The following is a 15,824-nucleotide window of genomic DNA, read 5'->3' as shown; positions in this document are numbered from 1 at the left end:
GCCCCTCATCTCCTGCTCCCGCATTCGTTCCCCATCGCCCGGCGACCGTGTCCGACTTGGTCGTCCCCCTCCCGGGTCTTCCCCCTCGGCTGGCGTACTTTCCAGCGAGGGCCAAAGCGGATGGTCCGCCGCGGCGAGGATATCGGAGCAGGGGGGTGGCTCATGCCGACCAGCAAGTACAACTTCAAGCTCAGTCCGGACGTCACGATCCAAGTCGAGGCCGACAACCAGGCCGACGCGTTCAAGCAGTACGCCGCCGCCCACGAGATCTTCGGCCAGCACGGGACCTGCCGGGGATGCGGGGCCGACGCCTTCCCGCGAGTGCGGGTCGTTGGGGACCACTCCTACAGCGAGATGTTCTGCTCGAACCCCGAGTGCGGCCGCGTCATCGCGTTCGGGCAGAAGAAGAAGCCCTCGGGGGCCCTCTACCCGAAGCGGAAGGACAAGGACGGGAAGTGGCTGGAGCACGGCGGGTGGGTCCGGTGGGCCGGCAAGCCCCGGGACGACGAGGGTGACGACGTCGACGACGACGACGACGAAGTCGTGCGGCACCGGAGGGGGCGGTAAGTGGTCGGCGTCATCGACCGGCCCAGGCGTGGTCGGACCCCGGCGGAGCAACGCCTGACGGACGATGAGCGGGATCTTCTCGAAAAACATTGGGTCCATCGACTGCCGACGGTCAGGCGGGCGGTACGCCGTCGGCTGCCGACCGCGGACCACGGCGACATCGACCACATGGCGATCCTCCTCCTCGCCCGGTGGGCGAAGTACCCCTACGTCGATCTCGCCGACCCTCGCCTTATCACTATGTTGATCTCCAACACGGTCCGCGAACTCACCGAACATTGGGCGACCAGGGACCGGGTCGTCCGGCTCCCTCGGGTGGACGCCTCGACGTCGGCGAAGACGCGGGAGGCGGTCGAGAAGTGGGAGGCCGTGGCTCGCGTCCCCCTGACCACCCAGGACCGCCTACAGCACGACCCCGGGGCGGAGTTGGAGGGCGAGGACTTTATCGGGGCCGTCCTGGGCAAGCTCTCGCCCGACGCCCGACGGCTTATAGAGCTGGTCATGGGGGGCCACTCATATCGCCAGGCCGCCATCCTCCTCAGGTTGTCCGACGCCCGGCTGGCCGAACTCCTCGCCGAGGCCGCCGAGGTCTGGTTTGCGTGCGAGGGGGACGAGGACGACTGACCCCCTCCTGCTCCCGTCCCCGTCCAGACGTGGGGTATTTCATCTGCGTCCTGTACGACGTCCACAAGGGGAAGAAGAAGAGATGATCGCCGAGAGTGCCCTGAAGTCCCTGCGAGAGAAGTACGTCCTCACGGATCCCACGTTGGGGCCCTTCGAATCCCACTATTTTGCCCATCGATTCGACCTCGACGTACAGGATCTCACCCCTACGGAGGCCCAACTGCTGGGCAAATCCGCGGCCCTGGGCTTTTTGGACGCCTACCCCCCCTCCCACTACTTGCTCGGCGACCACACGTCCGAGATCCGCACGATCGACGGCTTCCCGACGCTGTACGTCCGGGCCGAGTTCCAGCCGCGGCGGCGCCGCACGCATGAGGATCCGAAGGATGTTTGACTTTTTGAAGTATTGCGGGCCCGGCATGGCGGGCGGCGGTGTGATCTTCGCCATGTTCGAGGCTCCCGACGCCGCCACGGTCGCCCTTACCTGGGGCGGGGCCGCCGTCACGGCCGCGGTCGTCGCGTGGCCCAAGGTCAAGAGCATTTGGACCGACTATCGGGCGACCGAGCGGGAGCAGGAGGCCGCCGATTTCCAATCGTACAAGCAGATCTTGCTCTCCGACCTCCAGGCCGTCCGCGACGAGAACGCCGTCCTGGTCCGCAACAACGCGGAACTCCTGGCCAAGGTCGAACTCCTCTCGCGTCGGGTCGAGGAACTCACCACCCAAGTTGAGAGCCTTTCCACCCAGGTCGCCCACCCTGCTCCCCTCTGAGATCCGACCGTACACCAACCGCCGAGGCAAGGCAATGAACGACAAGAACAAGAAGACCCTGGAAATCTTGCGGAAGCTTGCCGACTTGCGGTGCGAGTTCGACGGGTTTCATCCACACCGCTTCGGCCCCTTTGTGACGGACCCCGTGGCGGCTAAGTCGATCGACGAACTCATCGTGTGGACGATCCTGCAAAGCAAAGGGGAGTGAGCGTGGAACTCGAATCACGGTCCGACGTCGCACTCGCCCGCCAGGCCTTCGCCGGGGGGTGGATCACCGACAACGACACGCGGATCTCGCTACGTCAGCAGCTGGAGAAGATCGCCCTGGATCCCAAGGTGAGCCCCCGCGAGAAGACGTCCGCTCTCAAGGCCCTCTTGGCCGCGGAGCGGTTGGCCCTCACGGAACGCGAGGTCTCGATGAAGGAGAGGCTGTCGGAAGGCGGAGCAGGGGACAACATCCTGGCGTTGGTCAGTCTGATCGAGGCCCGAGGGATCGAGCAGGAATGACGCCTGAAGAACGAGTGGCCAGCTTCATCCGGAACGAGTGCTTGTGGGACCCCTCGCTTTTCAACGAGGTCATCCTGGGCGGGATGCCCTACTGGTCCGGCAAGGCCACCGGCGTCCAAGGTCAGAAGGAGTGGGCGGAGGCCGTCTGCGAGAACGCCGAGACCGTGCTGGTGACGGGCAACAATCTGGGAAAATCAACGCTAGCTCATTCTCTGATCTGTTGGTGGGCTTGCACTCGTCCGCATTCCACCGTCCTGGTCTTCGCCCCATCCTTGGCCACCATCCTGGAAAATACCTGGTCCGGCATCGGCAAGATCCTGGGCGGCTACACGTACCAGGGCAAGGAATACAAGCCCCGCATCAACCTCGGGGCCAAGATCTCCAGGGGCGGTTCCGCTCGGCCGAACATCGTCTTTCCCAACGGCTCACGCATTATTGGGATCGCCGCGAACAAGGAGGAAAACTGCTCGGGGTTCCACTCGTCGGACCTCTTTGTGGTCGTGGAGGAAGGGTCGGGCATCCCCCAGTTTGTTTTCGACGCCTTGGGGGGATTGGGACCTCGCAGGACGCTGATCGTCGGCAACCCCCTCTCCATCAACACGGGCTACTACCAGCGGTATCTGACGGCCCTGGAGTCAGAGAAGAAGGGCATCCCCCCTGCGTCCTCCTCGCGGGCGATCCGCGTCCCGTCCACGGCCAGCCCCCACAGCCACCTCGATCACAGCCCCTGGGGCATCGCCGACAAGACGTTCCTGGACCGCAAGAGGAACGAAGAGGGTGAGAACAGCTTCTGGTTCAGGACTCACGTTTTAAGTGAATGGCCCACAACGTCCTCGGAAATCCTGATACCGATCGAGGATCTCGACTACGCGATCAGCGAGGAGTGCCGGGTCGCCGCCCAGGCCTACCGCGATCGTGCGAAGCCCGGCGAGAACAAGGTCTACATCTCGTGCGACGTAGGCGGAGGGGTCGGTAAGTCAGCCTCAGTCCTGGTAGTCAGGGACTCGTATGGCGTGATCTCCCTGAAGGCCGACGACATGCTGGGCGTCGAGGGGGCCGCCTCCGAAGTCGCCCGCCTCAAGCACACCTACAACGTTCCCGACAGCCATATCAGCTACGACGGCGGCGGGGACATCGGCTCTCAGATGGCCGCCGCACTGAAACGCGAGGGGGTGCACAACCCGTGGCCCTACTTTGGGGGGGACCTCGCGGTGGAGTTTTCCAAGCACTTCGCGAACGCCCGCAGTGCCTGTGCCTTCACGTTGGCCCGCCGCCTCGCCCGCGGGTATTTCATCGGCGTCGAGCACGGTGCCCCATTCTACATCCCGCCCGACAAGGAACTCGTCGAGGAACTCAAGGCGTTGCGGGGCGTCGCCAGGGGGGACGGCCGCTCGGCTCTCATCGAAAAAGAAGAACTCCAGCGGATCCTGAAGCGATCGCCCGACACCTTCGACGCTCTATCCCAGTCATTCGTCCGCGAAGCCCGCCGGAAATAACCCCGCCAGGACGCCCCCCCCCTGCTCCCGAATGCGAGGACGATCATGTACGACCAACTGTCGCCCCCCGACCGACCCCTGACGGACTACGAATCCTCAATCTACCGCGAGTGCCTCGCCGGATTTCCGATGGAGCAGGAGAGGATCTCCGAGGACGTCCGCACCCTGGCCTACTACGCCCTCGACGGCGGCCAGTTCGTGAGCCGGAACGCCGGGGACGACGACCACATCTCGATCGAGTCCACCGGCCTCACGAAGCGGTGCGTGGACATCCTGACCAGCCTGTCCTACAGCCCGCCCCCATCGCGGCAGATCCTGGACGATGAGGCCTCGGACAAGTTCCTGAACGAGGTCTACCAGGACAACAAGATCAACTCGCTGCTCCACCGGGCCGACGTCTACGCCCACCTCTTGGGCTTCGCGGCCGTCGAGGCCGTTCCGGCGGTCAGCTTGAAGCCCGTCCGGCTCTACCTCTGGAACGCCTCCGAGCTGATCGTCAGGGGCGACGAGGACGACTGCACGGCCATCGGCCACGTCATCACGCGGGACACGACCCCCGACGGCAAGATCCGCCTGACCTGGTGGTCGCGGGACTTCCGCATCGTGTTCGTCGGCCGTAACTCCGGCGGTTTCGTCACCTCGGGGGGGCGATCGACGCAGGAGGTGGCCAGGACGATCAACCCCTACGGCCGTCTCCCCTTCGGCTTCATCCACCACCAGCTCCCCGTCTCGGAACTGACCACGCCCGGCGTCGGCGAATGGCTGGCCGACCAGGAGGCCGCGATCGATGAGAAGCGATATCAGCTCTCGCTGGGGATGAAGAAGTACCTCCTGCCCAAGGCCTGGGTCGGGGGCGTCACGGCCCAGTGGCAGCCCACGGACGTGGTCGGCGAGTTCATGCGGATGCCGGCGGAACTCCTCGTGGAGGGGTCGAGCCAGCCGAACATCGGATACCTCCAGGCCCAGCTGTCGGTCGACCAGGCCGAGGCCCACATCGACTCGTCCGTCGACCGCACCCTGACCGCCATCGGCGTCCCGCTCAGCATCTATCGAATGGACCAGACCTCGACCATCTCGGGGGACGCCATCGAGGCCGAACAGAAGCCCCTGGTGGACTACACGCGGGCCCGGCAAGAGACCCTGAAGGTCTGCGAGAACGATGTGGCCGAAGCCGTCCTGGCCGTGGGTGGTGCCTGGCTCAAGCGTCCCGAGTTGAGCAAGGCCGGGCAGGGCGGGGCAAACCTGACTGTGAGTTGGCCTGAGGACATCGTCCAGATCCCGGGCGTCGACCAGGACACGCAGGACGCCAACGCCATCGCGGCCGGCTACCAGTCGACGATCGACGTCATCCGCCGTCGGTATCGCCTCTCCTCCGACGAAGAGGCCGTCCAAAGGTACATCAAGGTCCGCCAGGACCAGCGGAAGATCGCCGAGATCGACGCCCTCCTGGCCGGTCCTCACCACCCTGCTCCCTCCCCCGTGGTTGACCCCGGGGAAGGTGTATTTACCAGTACAGAAATCGCACCGTCCGGAGCCCTATCTTGAGCGACGAAACCAAGGCCGAGACCAGCGTGGAACCCACCGACAAGAACACGAACGCCGAGGCCGCGAGGTATCGCAAGCGTTTCGCCGAATCCAAGGCGAAGGTCGCCGAACTGGAAGCCCGCCTGGCAGACGTCGAGGTCGAACGCGACGACGCCCTGAACAAGCTGAAGACCGCCCCGGGCGAGGCCGCCGCTCGAATCGCCGAGCTGGAAGGCCAGATCCGCACGCGGACGCACAAGGACGCCTGGGCGAAGGCCGCCGAAGGGAAGATCAAGCCCACCGCACTTGAAGACGCCTACAACCTCTCCGGTTGGCAGGCCGACGCCGACGAGATCGACGAGGCCAAGCTCACCGAGACCATCGATACACTGCTCGCCTCACGCGAGTACCTCAGGGCGGAAGCCCAGTCCCCGGTGGAGGAGTCCACCACGCCCGCCCCGGTTGAGCGGTCATTCAGCCTGACAGGTCACAAGCCCAAGCCCGTGTCCGGCGCCGGCCGTGGACCTGCTCCGGAATCGACTCCCAAGCACAGCAAGACGGTTTACCGTCTCTAAGGGCGTATCGCCCAAGGATTGAACAATGGCCAACAGCATCGTTAAGCAGGACGCTTGGCAGAACGCCATCATCGCCAACGTCCATGCCACCAACATCGCCTTGTCGTTCTGCGACACCACGCCTGTCGTCGTCAACGCGGGCACCGCGAAGATCCTTTCGACGGGTCTGATCACCGCCGGCAACTACACCCCCGGCAGCGACTTCACCCTGATGGACGCCACCGCGACCGCGAACACGCTGACGCTGGACCAGAAGCCCTACTGGGCGATCAACGTCGACGACGTCGAGCGTGTCCAGACGAATCCGGAAGCCCTGTCCCAGATCACCCGCGATGGTGCCGTCGCCATCTCGGATGCGATCGACACGTACATCTTCGGCCTGTACGCCAAGGCCGCCACTGCGAACAAGATCACCGGGGCCAGCAACGCCGCCATCCCATTCACGGGCGGGTCGGCCAAGGACCCCTACGAAACCATCGTCGATCTCGCCACCGCCCTGACGAAGTCGAACGCCCCGCTTACGAATCGTTGGCTAGTGGTCAGCCCGGAAATCTACGGGATCCTGCTCAAGGACAAGGACCACTTCATCAACGTCTCCAACCTCGGCAACACGGTCGTGACCGCCGCCCAGTTCGGCGAGGTCGCCTCCAGGCCCGGCCTGGTCGGGTCTATCGCGGGGTTCTCCGTGTACTGCTCGAATCACCTGACCAAGGCGTCGTCGAACGCCAACGTCTACCTCGTCGGCGGTCAGGGTACTCCGTTCCATTTCGCCTCCCAGCTCGGCGACGTCGAATTCGTTCGGCCGTCCATGCAGTTTTCCACCGTGGCCAAGCAGCTTGTCACCTTCGGGGCGGATGTTCTCGGCCCGAATTCGGCCAAGCTGGGGCTGATCTACGCGGTCAATTCTTGATCCACGGTCTCCCCCTCCTGCTCCCGTCTTCTCAACCAAGGAGGAGCAGGGGGGGCGATCTCATAACCACCACCGAGGGGCGTTGGCTTGAACAGGGTCATCCGGCACAAGGGCGTTGACGGCTCGTCGATTACGATCGGCCTGCGGCGGAGATCCGCTTACGGTGGATACGAATCCGACGCCGACACCTACACGTCTGACGATCCGTTGACCTGCGTGCTGTGGCCGGGGGGAGACCTCCCGGTGGCGGCCACGTTGCCCACTTCCTGGGTAGACCCCGACGAGGGGAATGTTCAGGTCGATTTCCCGGCGAACGCCTGGAACGGACTCGCCCCCGGAATCTACCAGGCCGCCGTCCGATTGGCCACGACCCCGCCCGTGGATCTGGCCTACTTCGAAGTCCAGCTTGAAGCCGGTCCCGCCGGGGGAGTCGCCCGCCCCACGTACATCACCGCCCAGGAGATCGACGAAGAGTACCCGGGCCTGGAGTCCATGCTCGGGAAGGGGAACATCGACCTGGCCGGCTGGACGAACTACCGAGCGGACGCCCGCGAATGGCTCGACCTCGTCATCCTCTCGCACTACCGGCCCTGCTCCTCCTCCCCCTACCAGTTCACGATCCCCTGGGCTTCGCCCCAGCCCGAGACCAACGAGTTCCTTGCAGATACCTTGGCTGACGACGGCCTCCTTCAGTGGACGCCGAACGGCCGACGTCTCCGAAAGGCCCAGGTCTGCTGGGTCCTCGCCAAGATCTTTCGACGGGCCGCCAACATGTCCGCACAGGCCGCTACGCTGCTTGACCTCAGCGACTACTACGAGCGGAAGGCGAACGACACCCTCATTACGAGCATCGCCGAGATCGACCTCGTCGGCGACGGACGCGTCTCCCTCACGGTCAGCTTTCGCACCACGGTCACCAGGAGTCGTTGATGGCCACCATGATGAAGCCGGCCCTCCCGAGGGGCAACCGCAGTCGGGTCTATCAGAAGATCGTCGAGCTGCTCCAGACGGATCCCTACCTGTCGGCGTACTTCCCGGCGCCGTCTGCGTGGTCCGTCTCCGACGGCCAGTCGTTCAACCCCGCCCAGGCCGGCACAAACCCGCACATTTACCTGGTTCCTCGCCCGTCTGCCGCGAGCTGGTACGGGTCCGACAGTCAGTCCGGCATCCTTCAAGTGGACGTTTATTTCTGGATGCCTGGCAATTCGCTCGGCCAGTACAACGCCCTGGACGCCCTCGACTGCTTCGAGGTGATCGAGCAGGTCTTCTACCCCTTGAATGCCATCGAGAAGCAGCAGGCGATCAGGAAGTCCTTGCAGGAAGCAGGGGCCAAGACCGGCCTCGTCACGTTCTCCCAGCCCGCCACCCAGCAGCAGACCGCCGAGCAGGGCCTGGTCAGCTACGGCGCCCTCCAGATTGACGTCACCCGACGAATCTCACCCTGACACAAGGAATCGATATGGCTACTGAATACCTGCTCCTCGTCAAGGAAGACCACTTCGGCGTCCCCGTCGAAGACCCCGTGCTGGGCACCGACGCGTTCGCGATCAAGCTGTCGGAGTCGAACGCCTTCAGCATGGACGTCAACCCGACGATCGGCGAGATCGGCCGCGGCAACGGCGACAGCGGCATCTCCTGCTTTTACACGGCCCAGTACACGTGCAGTGGCACCCTCCAAGGCGAGCTGTACCCTACGCTCGCTGGCGTCCTGCTGAACTGGGCCCTGACCCCGATCAACGGCGGACGTACGGCCCCCTGGGCGACCACGGCCGGAGCTGGCTCGCTCCCGATCGGCGACCTCGCCAGCGTCAGCCTGTACCACGGCTGGTGGGACGACTACGCCGGCGTCTATCGCCGGAAGCGGTACAGCGGCGTGAAGGTCTTGAGCGGCAGCCTTGCGGCTTCGTCCAGCGACCCCATCTGGAAGTACAACTTCTCGCTCCAGGGCATCCGCAAGGACGTCAACGCCGCCGGCAGCGTGGCCGACCCCGACGCGACCGAGTTCCCATTCCCGGCCGATACCGACTACCCGTGCGGCCCCTACCTGTGGCCGGATCTCGTGGTCGGCGGCTTGAAGATCGGCACCACCCGGGCTGACTACGGCAACGTCGCCTTCGCCTGGACCTCGACGATCAACCCCCAGTTCTTCGAGTCGAAATACGTCAAGTCGCTCAGATATAAGGGGCGGGGCAACTCGACCACCCTCACGGTGGACCTTGCCTACAAAACCACGCCCGACGACGAGGCCGCGTACCAGGCCCTGACGGCTCAGGATACGGAGTTCACCCTCTCGACGTCTGGCCACAGCGTCAAGGTGGACTTGAACACCAACAACGTGATCTCCGGCCGCACCCGGAACTTCGACTACGGCGGCCCGTTCATGCAGAACATCGTCGTCAAGAACGCCTGGGACAAGACGGCCGGCTCCGACCTCGTCCTGACGGTCGCCTGAGATCGGAGCAGGGGGGTCGATGGCGAAGAAGAAGCCCTACTTCATCGTTCGATGGCCTGCACCGCCCGACGTGAAATCTCCCGAGGATCGTCGGCGGTATTGGGCCCTGGCCAGTGAGGTCGTCTTGAAAGTGAAAGACGCCGACCTGGCTGCGGGCCTAGCCAGTGACGGCCGTCCGCTCGGTCGCCCCTCCGCCCGTTGGCTTCGTCGTCGTCGGTCGAAGATGTTGCCCGTGGGGGTTCCCGGCGATCCGTCCGCCCCCCTCTTCCAGCCCGGCAACGACATCTCTCGCGTGCGAAGCCTGCTGACCGCCAGGGGTCTCAAGAATGGGGTCCAGGTCTATTGGCGGTATGACGCCAACATCCACGACGAATTCGGTGTCGTCCTCGCCCATTGGGCACAGAAGAAGGGCCCTCGCTGGGACGTCCTGGGTATGCCCGCCAAGTCGATCAAGGCCGCGAAGCGTGAGACCGACCGCCGGTGGGGCATGGGCAAGACCTCCCCACCCCCTGCTCCCGTCCCCCCGACCACCCCGGCCAACTACCCACTGCCGCTCGACCGCGGAGGCCGCCGCCCGACGACCCTGGATCTCCACTCGGGGTCGATGGAGGAGATCGCCCGTGCGAGTGCCGAAGGTCGATTCAGCGGGTGGAGAACGGCCGACGAGTTGAAGGCCTGGTGGCGAGAGGGGAGATCCTCCCCGGACGCCGTGCTTCGCAATGCCGCCCGCACGGCCCCCGTTGTCCGGCAGGGTATTTCAAGTCGAGCCTTGGAGCACACGTGGAAGGCCACGACGACTCCGCCAGCTCAAGGACGCCTGCGTCGTGCAGTCAACTGGGTGTTCGCCCAGTTCGGCATCTAAGAGGAGAGGAGCAGGGGATGGCCTACGTCGACCTGACCGGGATCAAGAACCTCCAACGCAAGTTGGACAAGATCGAGAACATCGACGCCACGCCCCTGATGGTCTCATTCCAGAAGATCATCTCCGACGACAACCGCCGGGGGATCCTGAACGGTGAAGACCGTTGGGGAAACATCATGCTGGCGGTCACGTACCGGCCGAAGGGGACGCCGACGAACATCAAGGGGCGGTCGGATGAAGCCCGACGCCAGCGGAACGGGGCCAAGGCCAACGCCAAGCAAGGTCGCTTCGCCGGTTTCGGACCCCTGGCCGCCGGCCTGCACAACAACCTCACGTCGAGCGAGTACAGAAAGCTTTCGGGGCCGCCTCTCGCACCACGGGGCGTTTTCTCGCGTGTGATCACCAACCTGGTCACCTCGTTCATCGTCGACCCTTCCCGCCGTGCCTGGACGGCCGTGGCCGGCTGGGCCAACGTGGTGGACGTCCATGGGCGAAGTTTCCTCAATTTTCACTTCACCGGGGCAGGACGTCTTCCGCGGCGAGACCTGCGGGGAGTGCGTCCCGAAGGTCGTGCGAAGGCCCAACGTGCGGCCGTCGCCTTCGTGCGGGATCTCATTCGAAGCGTCGACTAAGGGGCGAACCGATGGCCGATGAAATCAAGCTGGGTGCGGACTTCTCCAAGGTCGTCGACGAAGCCAAGAAGGTCGACAAGGCCCTGGACGGCGTCGGCCAGAGTGCGACCCACTCCAAGGACGCGATCGAAGACGCCTACGAGGTGTTGGCCGGCTCAGGCTCGAACTTCGCCCAGCTCCAGCAAGCACAGAAGTCGTCCGACGCCTACGTCGCCAAGCTCATCGAGCAGGCCAGGGCCCAGCGGGTCCTCGCCCAGGAGGTCGCCGATTCCGCCCCTCCGCTGGTCCGCTATCGCTCGGAGGCGACCAAGGCCGCCGAGGCGGCCGAGGACGCGGGGAAGAAGACCAAGGGATACGGCAACGCGATCCAGACGACCGCATTCGCAGTCCAGGACTTCACGAGCGTCCTCGGCACCCAGGGGTTGGGCCGGGCGATCGGCTCCGTGCAGAACAACATCCCCTCGCTGATCACCCAGTTGGGAGGGGCCGCCGGGCTGGCCGGTGCCATCTCGATCGTCAGCATCGGGGCCGGCCTCCTGTACGACAACTGGGACAAGTTGACGGGCAAGCTCGGGGAAGGCCTGCCCAAGGTCCCGGAAATCGCGGCGGATCTCGGCAACCTTCAGAAGGTGCTGAAGAGCGTTTCCGACGAGATCGCGGGGTTGGAAGAGAAGTCGCTGACGGACGCCCTCAGCCATCCCGAACTGAAGAGGCTGGAAGCCCTGAAGTCCACCCAGTCCCAGGCGGCCGAAGCGGCGGCGGACAACGGGCTGGTCGAGGGCATCAAGTCAAGCACCGGCGACAAGTACAAGGCCCTGACCGACCAGGTCAAGAAGGCCGTCGCGGCGGCCGGCGGCGGTGAGGCCGTGGCGGGGGACATCGCGACCACCATCGGGGCCCCCTACAAGGAAGGCGTCGCGAAGCTGGCCGACGTGCTGCGTGGGGCGACCAATCTCGACGTCGAGAACCTGCGGCGGGACTCCCCGATCTTCAAGAAGGCCTTCGATCAGATCGAGGAGGATCTGGACCGCGAGGCCGAGGAGTTCATGAAGCGGCAGGCCAACGCCAACGAGGCCCGCCTCCAGGAGTACATGAAGGGCGTCAAGGAGGCCTTCGACAAGGAAGTCGACGGCATGGCCAAGACACTCGCGGAGGGCTACCACGCCATATCCGAGTCGGTCCGAAAGCAGATCGAGGACGACCAGCTCGCCGCCGAGAAGGACGCCCGCGACCACCCCGGCCAGGACATCATCCGGGACGTCGAGGTCCAGGACTTCCAGCGGACCTCCGTGGACAAGTACGGACGCGAGAAGACGGTCGCCGGGCTAGGGCTTTCACGCGACCAGGTCAGGGCCGCCGCGGACGCCTCCCGGGAGTTCCAGCAGACCATGGGCTTCGACGACCGGACGGCCGCCCAGTACGCCATCCAGGAGCAGATCGTGAAGAACCAGCAGGGCATGGCCGACCGCTTCGGCCGAGCGGACGCCCGACTGACCACCCTGCTCCAACAGGCCGGCACCGTCCCCTCCATCTGCGAGTTCGGCTACTGACATGAGCGACCACACGACCACGCTGACCGTCGACGGCTCCCCGATCGAACTCGGGTCCGACTCCCCTTGGCCGGCTGCGATGTCCTTGAACCTGGGCGGCTATTCCAGCTTGACCCTCGCTCGTCGGGGCGGGACTCTCCCCGGCCTGGTCGACCCTTGGATGGGGAAGACCGTTTCCCTGGCCATCGACGGCACGACCTACTTCGCGGGCCGGATCGTCGACAACGAGGTCAGCTTCCCGGTCGGCGGGCTCACGACGACCTACCTCTGCCGGGACCTCCGGGCCGAGGCCGACCGCACCGCCCTGACCGACGACTATTCGTTGACGGATTCGGCCGCCTACAACTTCAAGAGCGACAGCCCGTTCTACAGCACCTCGCGTAGCGGGAAGTCCGTGGGCGAGATCTTGGCTGACGTCCTCACGATGGAGGTCAACGCCTCGTTCTTGCATTCCAAGGGGATCGGCGGCTACACGGTGACGGCCGGCCCCCCGACGACCTACACGCTGCCCTCGTCGACCCTGGCGGATCTCGCGGCCCTCACCCTGATCCCGGTCCAGGAGATTCGGGTCTCCGGGGGGAAACTCCTCTCGGCCCTGGCGACCTGGTTGGAGAGCGTCCAGCCCAACCACCGGCTGCACGTCATGGGGGACGGGACGATCCGGGTGTTCAACCTCCGATCGGTGTCCGAGCACACCTTCACGCTCGACTTCGACAAGGTGAATCCCCCCTCGCTACGTCGTTCGGTCGCCGACTGCTACCAGCGGGTGCTCATCCGCGGCACGCCGATCAACGAGGGCAAGATGTACTCGACGGCCCTCGGCGGCCTCCTGGAGAAGTTCGCCTGGGGGTCCTATACGACGAACGCCGCCGCCAAGGCCGCATGGCGGACCACCGACTACGCCCAGGACCAGCTCGCCCGGTCCGAGGGGACCTGCACCTGCACCGACACCCTGACGGTCGTCCTGACCAGCAACCCGACCACGCAGACCTGGGCCGCCAACGCCTGGAACCAGTCGCACGGCCAGGGCTACATCCGCCTCTGGTCGACCACCCTGACGGGCTACTCGCAGTCGGTCACCCGGCTCGTCACATCCAACACGAGCAAGTCGTCCGGCGGCACGTCGACCTTCACCCTGGACCAGCCCCTCCCCGACCTCAGCTACGACCACTTCACGCTCTACGGAGTATCGTCGGGGGCGTCCTACGTCTGGCGGAAGTACCAGGTCGCGGACTCCTCGGTCTGGGCGGCCCTCCAGCGGCAGTTCAGCACGCCCCAGCACTTCATCGGGTCGAACGGGGACAGCGTCTCCACGACCTCTTACCCGATCGGCTCGGTCTGCTGGTCGGCCAGTGGAAGCCCGCCGTACAACGAGTTCCCCCTGTTCATCCACTCGATCGACAACGACACCGGCGAAATCATCTTCGTCGCTCCCACTTACAACATCGCCGGTGGACCCCCGGCCGACGTCCGGGCCCTCCTGGCGGTCAACACGGGCACCCTGGAAGCCGTTGCACCCGCCTCCGGCTATGAGGGAACTTCCCACGACGTCGAGGGCTTGGAGGAGACCTGGCTCGTTACTCTGCCTGACTGGAAGGATCCGGGAAACCAATCGAACATGGAGGCCTACGCCCAGGAGTTGCTCGACTCGGTCAAGGACAGCATGGTCGAAGGGACCGTCGTCCTCAACGACCTCTGGCTGGACGCCCTCTCGTTCGGCGTCGGGGTCTCCCTGACGGGCGACGGCTACACGACCGGGTGGGAGGATCTCAACCTTCCGGTCACGGGCGTGAACGTGACCTGGAATAATCAGTCGGCATCGCACTGGACGACCAACCTCCAGGTCGGCAACCGGTTCGCCCCGCTCGGCCAGGCCCAGTTCATGAGACCTGAACGACCTCCCGCGTCGAGCGGTTGGGGAGCTTTCAATCAACAGGGGGCCGACGTCCTGAATAAGGCCTTCGGGGTTGGATCCACCGAGGGGGCGAAGTCATGAACATCGAACGACAGAAGGAACGCCAACTCGATCTGCTTCGCCGGGAAGTGGCCGACCTCAAGAACCTGGTCGTCCGGCTGTCGCAGCAACTACCGATGGCCATGGCGACCGGGCTGGGGGCTGCTGGGGGATCCGGCGGCACCCGACTGGCCTACGCGTCCACCGGGGGTCTCACGGCCCGCTCGGGTTCGACGCTGGGGGTGGGTAACGCCGATTTCGTCGCCGTGGACGGCGGAGGCCTGGTCTCGACGGGCGTCACGTCGGCCGTCTACAGCCTCTGCGACGAAGCCATCTCGGCCGGGATCTTGCTGGCGGTCGTGAACGTCAACGGCGTCGACGTGGCCAGCCCCCTGGAGTGCCCGTGATGTCGATCCTCTCCTACAAGCGGTGTTGCTGCGGCCACGCAACTTGCTCGACCGTTACCCACGCCTGCACCCCGCCCGACTCGGACCTGACGTACTCTTGGGCCTCCTTCGGTGCGGTGACGGCAGGCTCCACCACCCTCCATAGGCACTACAACAGCGGCTACAACGGCTGGTACGGCTTCTACAGCGTCCCCTTCCCGGCGACCGTCAACGGTGCCTCCAGGCCCGGGATCCTTACGGGGGTCGGATCTCCATCGGGCTGCGTAGGGGTTGGGGGCGGGACGGCCGCGAACTTCTTGATCTTGGTTTATTGCGACGGGTTCGGCTCTCTCAGGGGCAACGCCTACTGGCTTCAATTCTCGGGAACCGGCACGCAAGTCCTCCTCGAACCAGGGCAACTCTACTTGCCTTCGGTCGGGGCCCCTCAACTCGTCCCTCAATACGACTGGTCCTCCACGGGCTGCTCGGCGAGCCGATACCAGTACACGCAGACCGCAAGCACCGGGCCCAACTTTAACGACACGAGTTGCTCCCCCCTGTCGATCACCCTGAATTTCAACTATCAGTTCGGGGCGTTTTATGTGCTCGGCTACCGGGGGGCGATCACCGTATGAAGACTTACGGCGACATCCCCCGCGTGGCCTGGCTGGCGTCCGAGGACAACCCCGACCCGGTCACCAGGGCCCAATATCGCGAACTCGCCGACCTGCCCTTCGACACGACCATCCCGACTCCGGGAGAAGAGGCGACGCAGGAGGTTCCCGAAGAACTCGCCCGTGAAGCTGAGTTACTCGACCAAGCCCGCCAGTGCCGATACTTCGGGCCGGATTCCTGTTCTTGCCGCTATGGCCGATGTTCGAGGCTCGGGCAGTCGGTCACGCCGAAGATCTGCACGGCCTGCGTGGAGGAAGGATTGAATTCCCCCCCTGCTCCCGTCCCCCCCGCCGAGGGGGTATTTCAGGCTGAACTCCAGAGTCATCCCCCGAGGACATAG

The 15,824-nt window shown here is 65.1% G+C and carries 20 protein-coding genes; all 20 read left to right on the top strand.

The window, feature by feature from the left end:
- Positions 1–162: 162 nt before the first annotated feature.
- The 20 genes from G5C50_RS00215 (at position 163) to G5C50_RS00120 (ending at position 15,824) form a co-directional block, all read left to right on the top strand.
- Positions 163–567 carry a hypothetical protein gene (locus tag G5C50_RS00215; RefSeq protein ID WP_165063463.1) on the top strand — a complete coding sequence of 135 codons (405 nt, stop codon included), beginning with the start codon at positions 163–165 and terminating at the stop codon, positions 565–567.
- A 168-nt stretch (positions 568–735) separates the two neighbouring features.
- Positions 736–1,191 (top strand): hypothetical protein, encoded by a 456-nt coding sequence (locus G5C50_RS00210; protein ID WP_165063461.1) that lies wholly within the window; start codon positions 736–738, stop codon positions 1,189–1,191.
- 82 nt (positions 1,192–1,273) lie between these two features.
- Positions 1,274–1,585 carry a hypothetical protein gene (locus G5C50_RS00205; RefSeq protein ID WP_165063459.1) on the top strand — a complete coding sequence of 104 codons (312 nt, stop codon included), beginning with the start codon at positions 1,274–1,276 and terminating at the stop codon, positions 1,583–1,585.
- Positions 1,578–1,961 carry a hypothetical protein gene (locus G5C50_RS00200; protein ID WP_165063457.1) on the top strand — a complete coding sequence of 128 codons (384 nt, stop codon included), beginning with the start codon at positions 1,578–1,580 and terminating at the stop codon, positions 1,959–1,961. The genes G5C50_RS00205 and G5C50_RS00200 overlap by 8 nt, the downstream gene beginning before the upstream one ends.
- Before the next feature lie 34 nt (positions 1,962–1,995).
- Entirely contained in the window at positions 1,996–2,169 is a 174-nt protein-coding gene (locus G5C50_RS00195; protein ID WP_165063455.1) for a hypothetical protein, read from the top strand.
- 2 nt (positions 2,170–2,171) lie between these two features.
- A complete protein-coding gene (locus G5C50_RS00190; protein WP_165063453.1) occupies positions 2,172–2,468 on the top strand; it encodes a hypothetical protein in 297 nt (98 codons plus the stop codon).
- Positions 2,465–3,964: a hypothetical protein gene (locus tag G5C50_RS00185; RefSeq protein ID WP_165063451.1), complete on the top strand. Its 1,500-nt coding sequence runs from the start codon at positions 2,465–2,467 to the stop codon at positions 3,962–3,964. Before G5C50_RS00190 ends, G5C50_RS00185 begins: the two co-directional genes overlap by 4 nt.
- A gap of 45 nt (positions 3,965–4,009) precedes the next feature.
- The gene (locus G5C50_RS00180; protein ID WP_165063449.1) at positions 4,010–5,509 is read left to right on the top strand and encodes a hypothetical protein; all 1,500 of its coding nucleotides are present in this window, start codon (positions 4,010–4,012) and stop codon (positions 5,507–5,509) included.
- A complete protein-coding gene (locus G5C50_RS00175; RefSeq protein WP_165063447.1) occupies positions 5,506–6,063 on the top strand; it encodes a hypothetical protein in 558 nt (185 codons plus the stop codon). The genes G5C50_RS00180 and G5C50_RS00175 overlap by 4 nt, the downstream gene beginning before the upstream one ends.
- 25 nt (positions 6,064–6,088) lie before the next feature.
- Entirely contained in the window at positions 6,089–6,973 is an 885-nt protein-coding gene (locus tag G5C50_RS00170; RefSeq protein ID WP_165063446.1) for a phage major capsid protein, read from the top strand.
- A gap of 87 nt (positions 6,974–7,060) precedes the next feature.
- Positions 7,061–7,903 carry a hypothetical protein gene (locus G5C50_RS00165; RefSeq protein WP_165063444.1) on the top strand — a complete coding sequence of 281 codons (843 nt, stop codon included), beginning with the start codon at positions 7,061–7,063 and terminating at the stop codon, positions 7,901–7,903.
- Positions 7,903–8,418 (top strand): hypothetical protein, encoded by a 516-nt coding sequence (locus G5C50_RS00160; RefSeq protein ID WP_165063442.1) that lies wholly within the window; start codon positions 7,903–7,905, stop codon positions 8,416–8,418. Before G5C50_RS00165 ends, G5C50_RS00160 begins: the two co-directional genes overlap by 1 nt.
- A gap of 14 nt (positions 8,419–8,432) precedes the next feature.
- Complete coding sequence (locus G5C50_RS00155; RefSeq protein ID WP_165063440.1) at positions 8,433–9,425, top strand: hypothetical protein; 993 nt, start codon at positions 8,433–8,435, stop codon at positions 9,423–9,425.
- Positions 9,426–9,444: 19 nt separating this feature from the next.
- Positions 9,445–10,287, top strand: coding sequence for a hypothetical protein (locus tag G5C50_RS00150; protein WP_165063438.1), 843 nt, complete (start codon positions 9,445–9,447; stop codon positions 10,285–10,287).
- A gap of 17 nt (positions 10,288–10,304) precedes the next feature.
- Complete coding sequence (locus G5C50_RS00145; protein ID WP_165063436.1) at positions 10,305–10,919, top strand: hypothetical protein; 615 nt, start codon at positions 10,305–10,307, stop codon at positions 10,917–10,919.
- Between the two features lie 11 nt (positions 10,920–10,930).
- Positions 10,931–12,469 carry a hypothetical protein gene (locus G5C50_RS00140; protein WP_165063435.1) on the top strand — a complete coding sequence of 513 codons (1,539 nt, stop codon included), beginning with the start codon at positions 10,931–10,933 and terminating at the stop codon, positions 12,467–12,469.
- A 1-nt stretch (position 12,470) separates the two neighbouring features.
- Positions 12,471–14,465, top strand: a complete 1,995-nt coding sequence (locus G5C50_RS00135; RefSeq protein ID WP_165063433.1) for a hypothetical protein — start codon at positions 12,471–12,473, stop codon at positions 14,463–14,465.
- Positions 14,462–14,830, top strand: coding sequence for a hypothetical protein (locus G5C50_RS00130; protein ID WP_165063431.1), 369 nt, complete (start codon positions 14,462–14,464; stop codon positions 14,828–14,830). The genes G5C50_RS00135 and G5C50_RS00130 overlap by 4 nt, the downstream gene beginning before the upstream one ends.
- Positions 14,830–15,444, top strand: a complete 615-nt coding sequence (locus G5C50_RS00125; RefSeq protein WP_165063430.1) for a hypothetical protein — start codon at positions 14,830–14,832, stop codon at positions 15,442–15,444. The genes G5C50_RS00130 and G5C50_RS00125 overlap by 1 nt, the downstream gene beginning before the upstream one ends.
- On the top strand, positions 15,441–15,824 hold the full coding sequence (locus tag G5C50_RS00120; protein ID WP_165063428.1) for a hypothetical protein: 384 nt from the start codon (positions 15,441–15,443) through the stop codon (positions 15,822–15,824). Before G5C50_RS00125 ends, G5C50_RS00120 begins: the two co-directional genes overlap by 4 nt.

The organism is Paludisphaera rhizosphaerae, from assembly GCF_011065895.1.
GTDB lineage: Bacteria > Planctomycetota > Planctomycetia > Isosphaerales > Isosphaeraceae > Paludisphaera > Paludisphaera rhizosphaerae.
The sequence above is the reverse complement of the archived record's forward strand: the minus strand, read 5'-3'. Positions and strand labels throughout refer to the sequence as shown.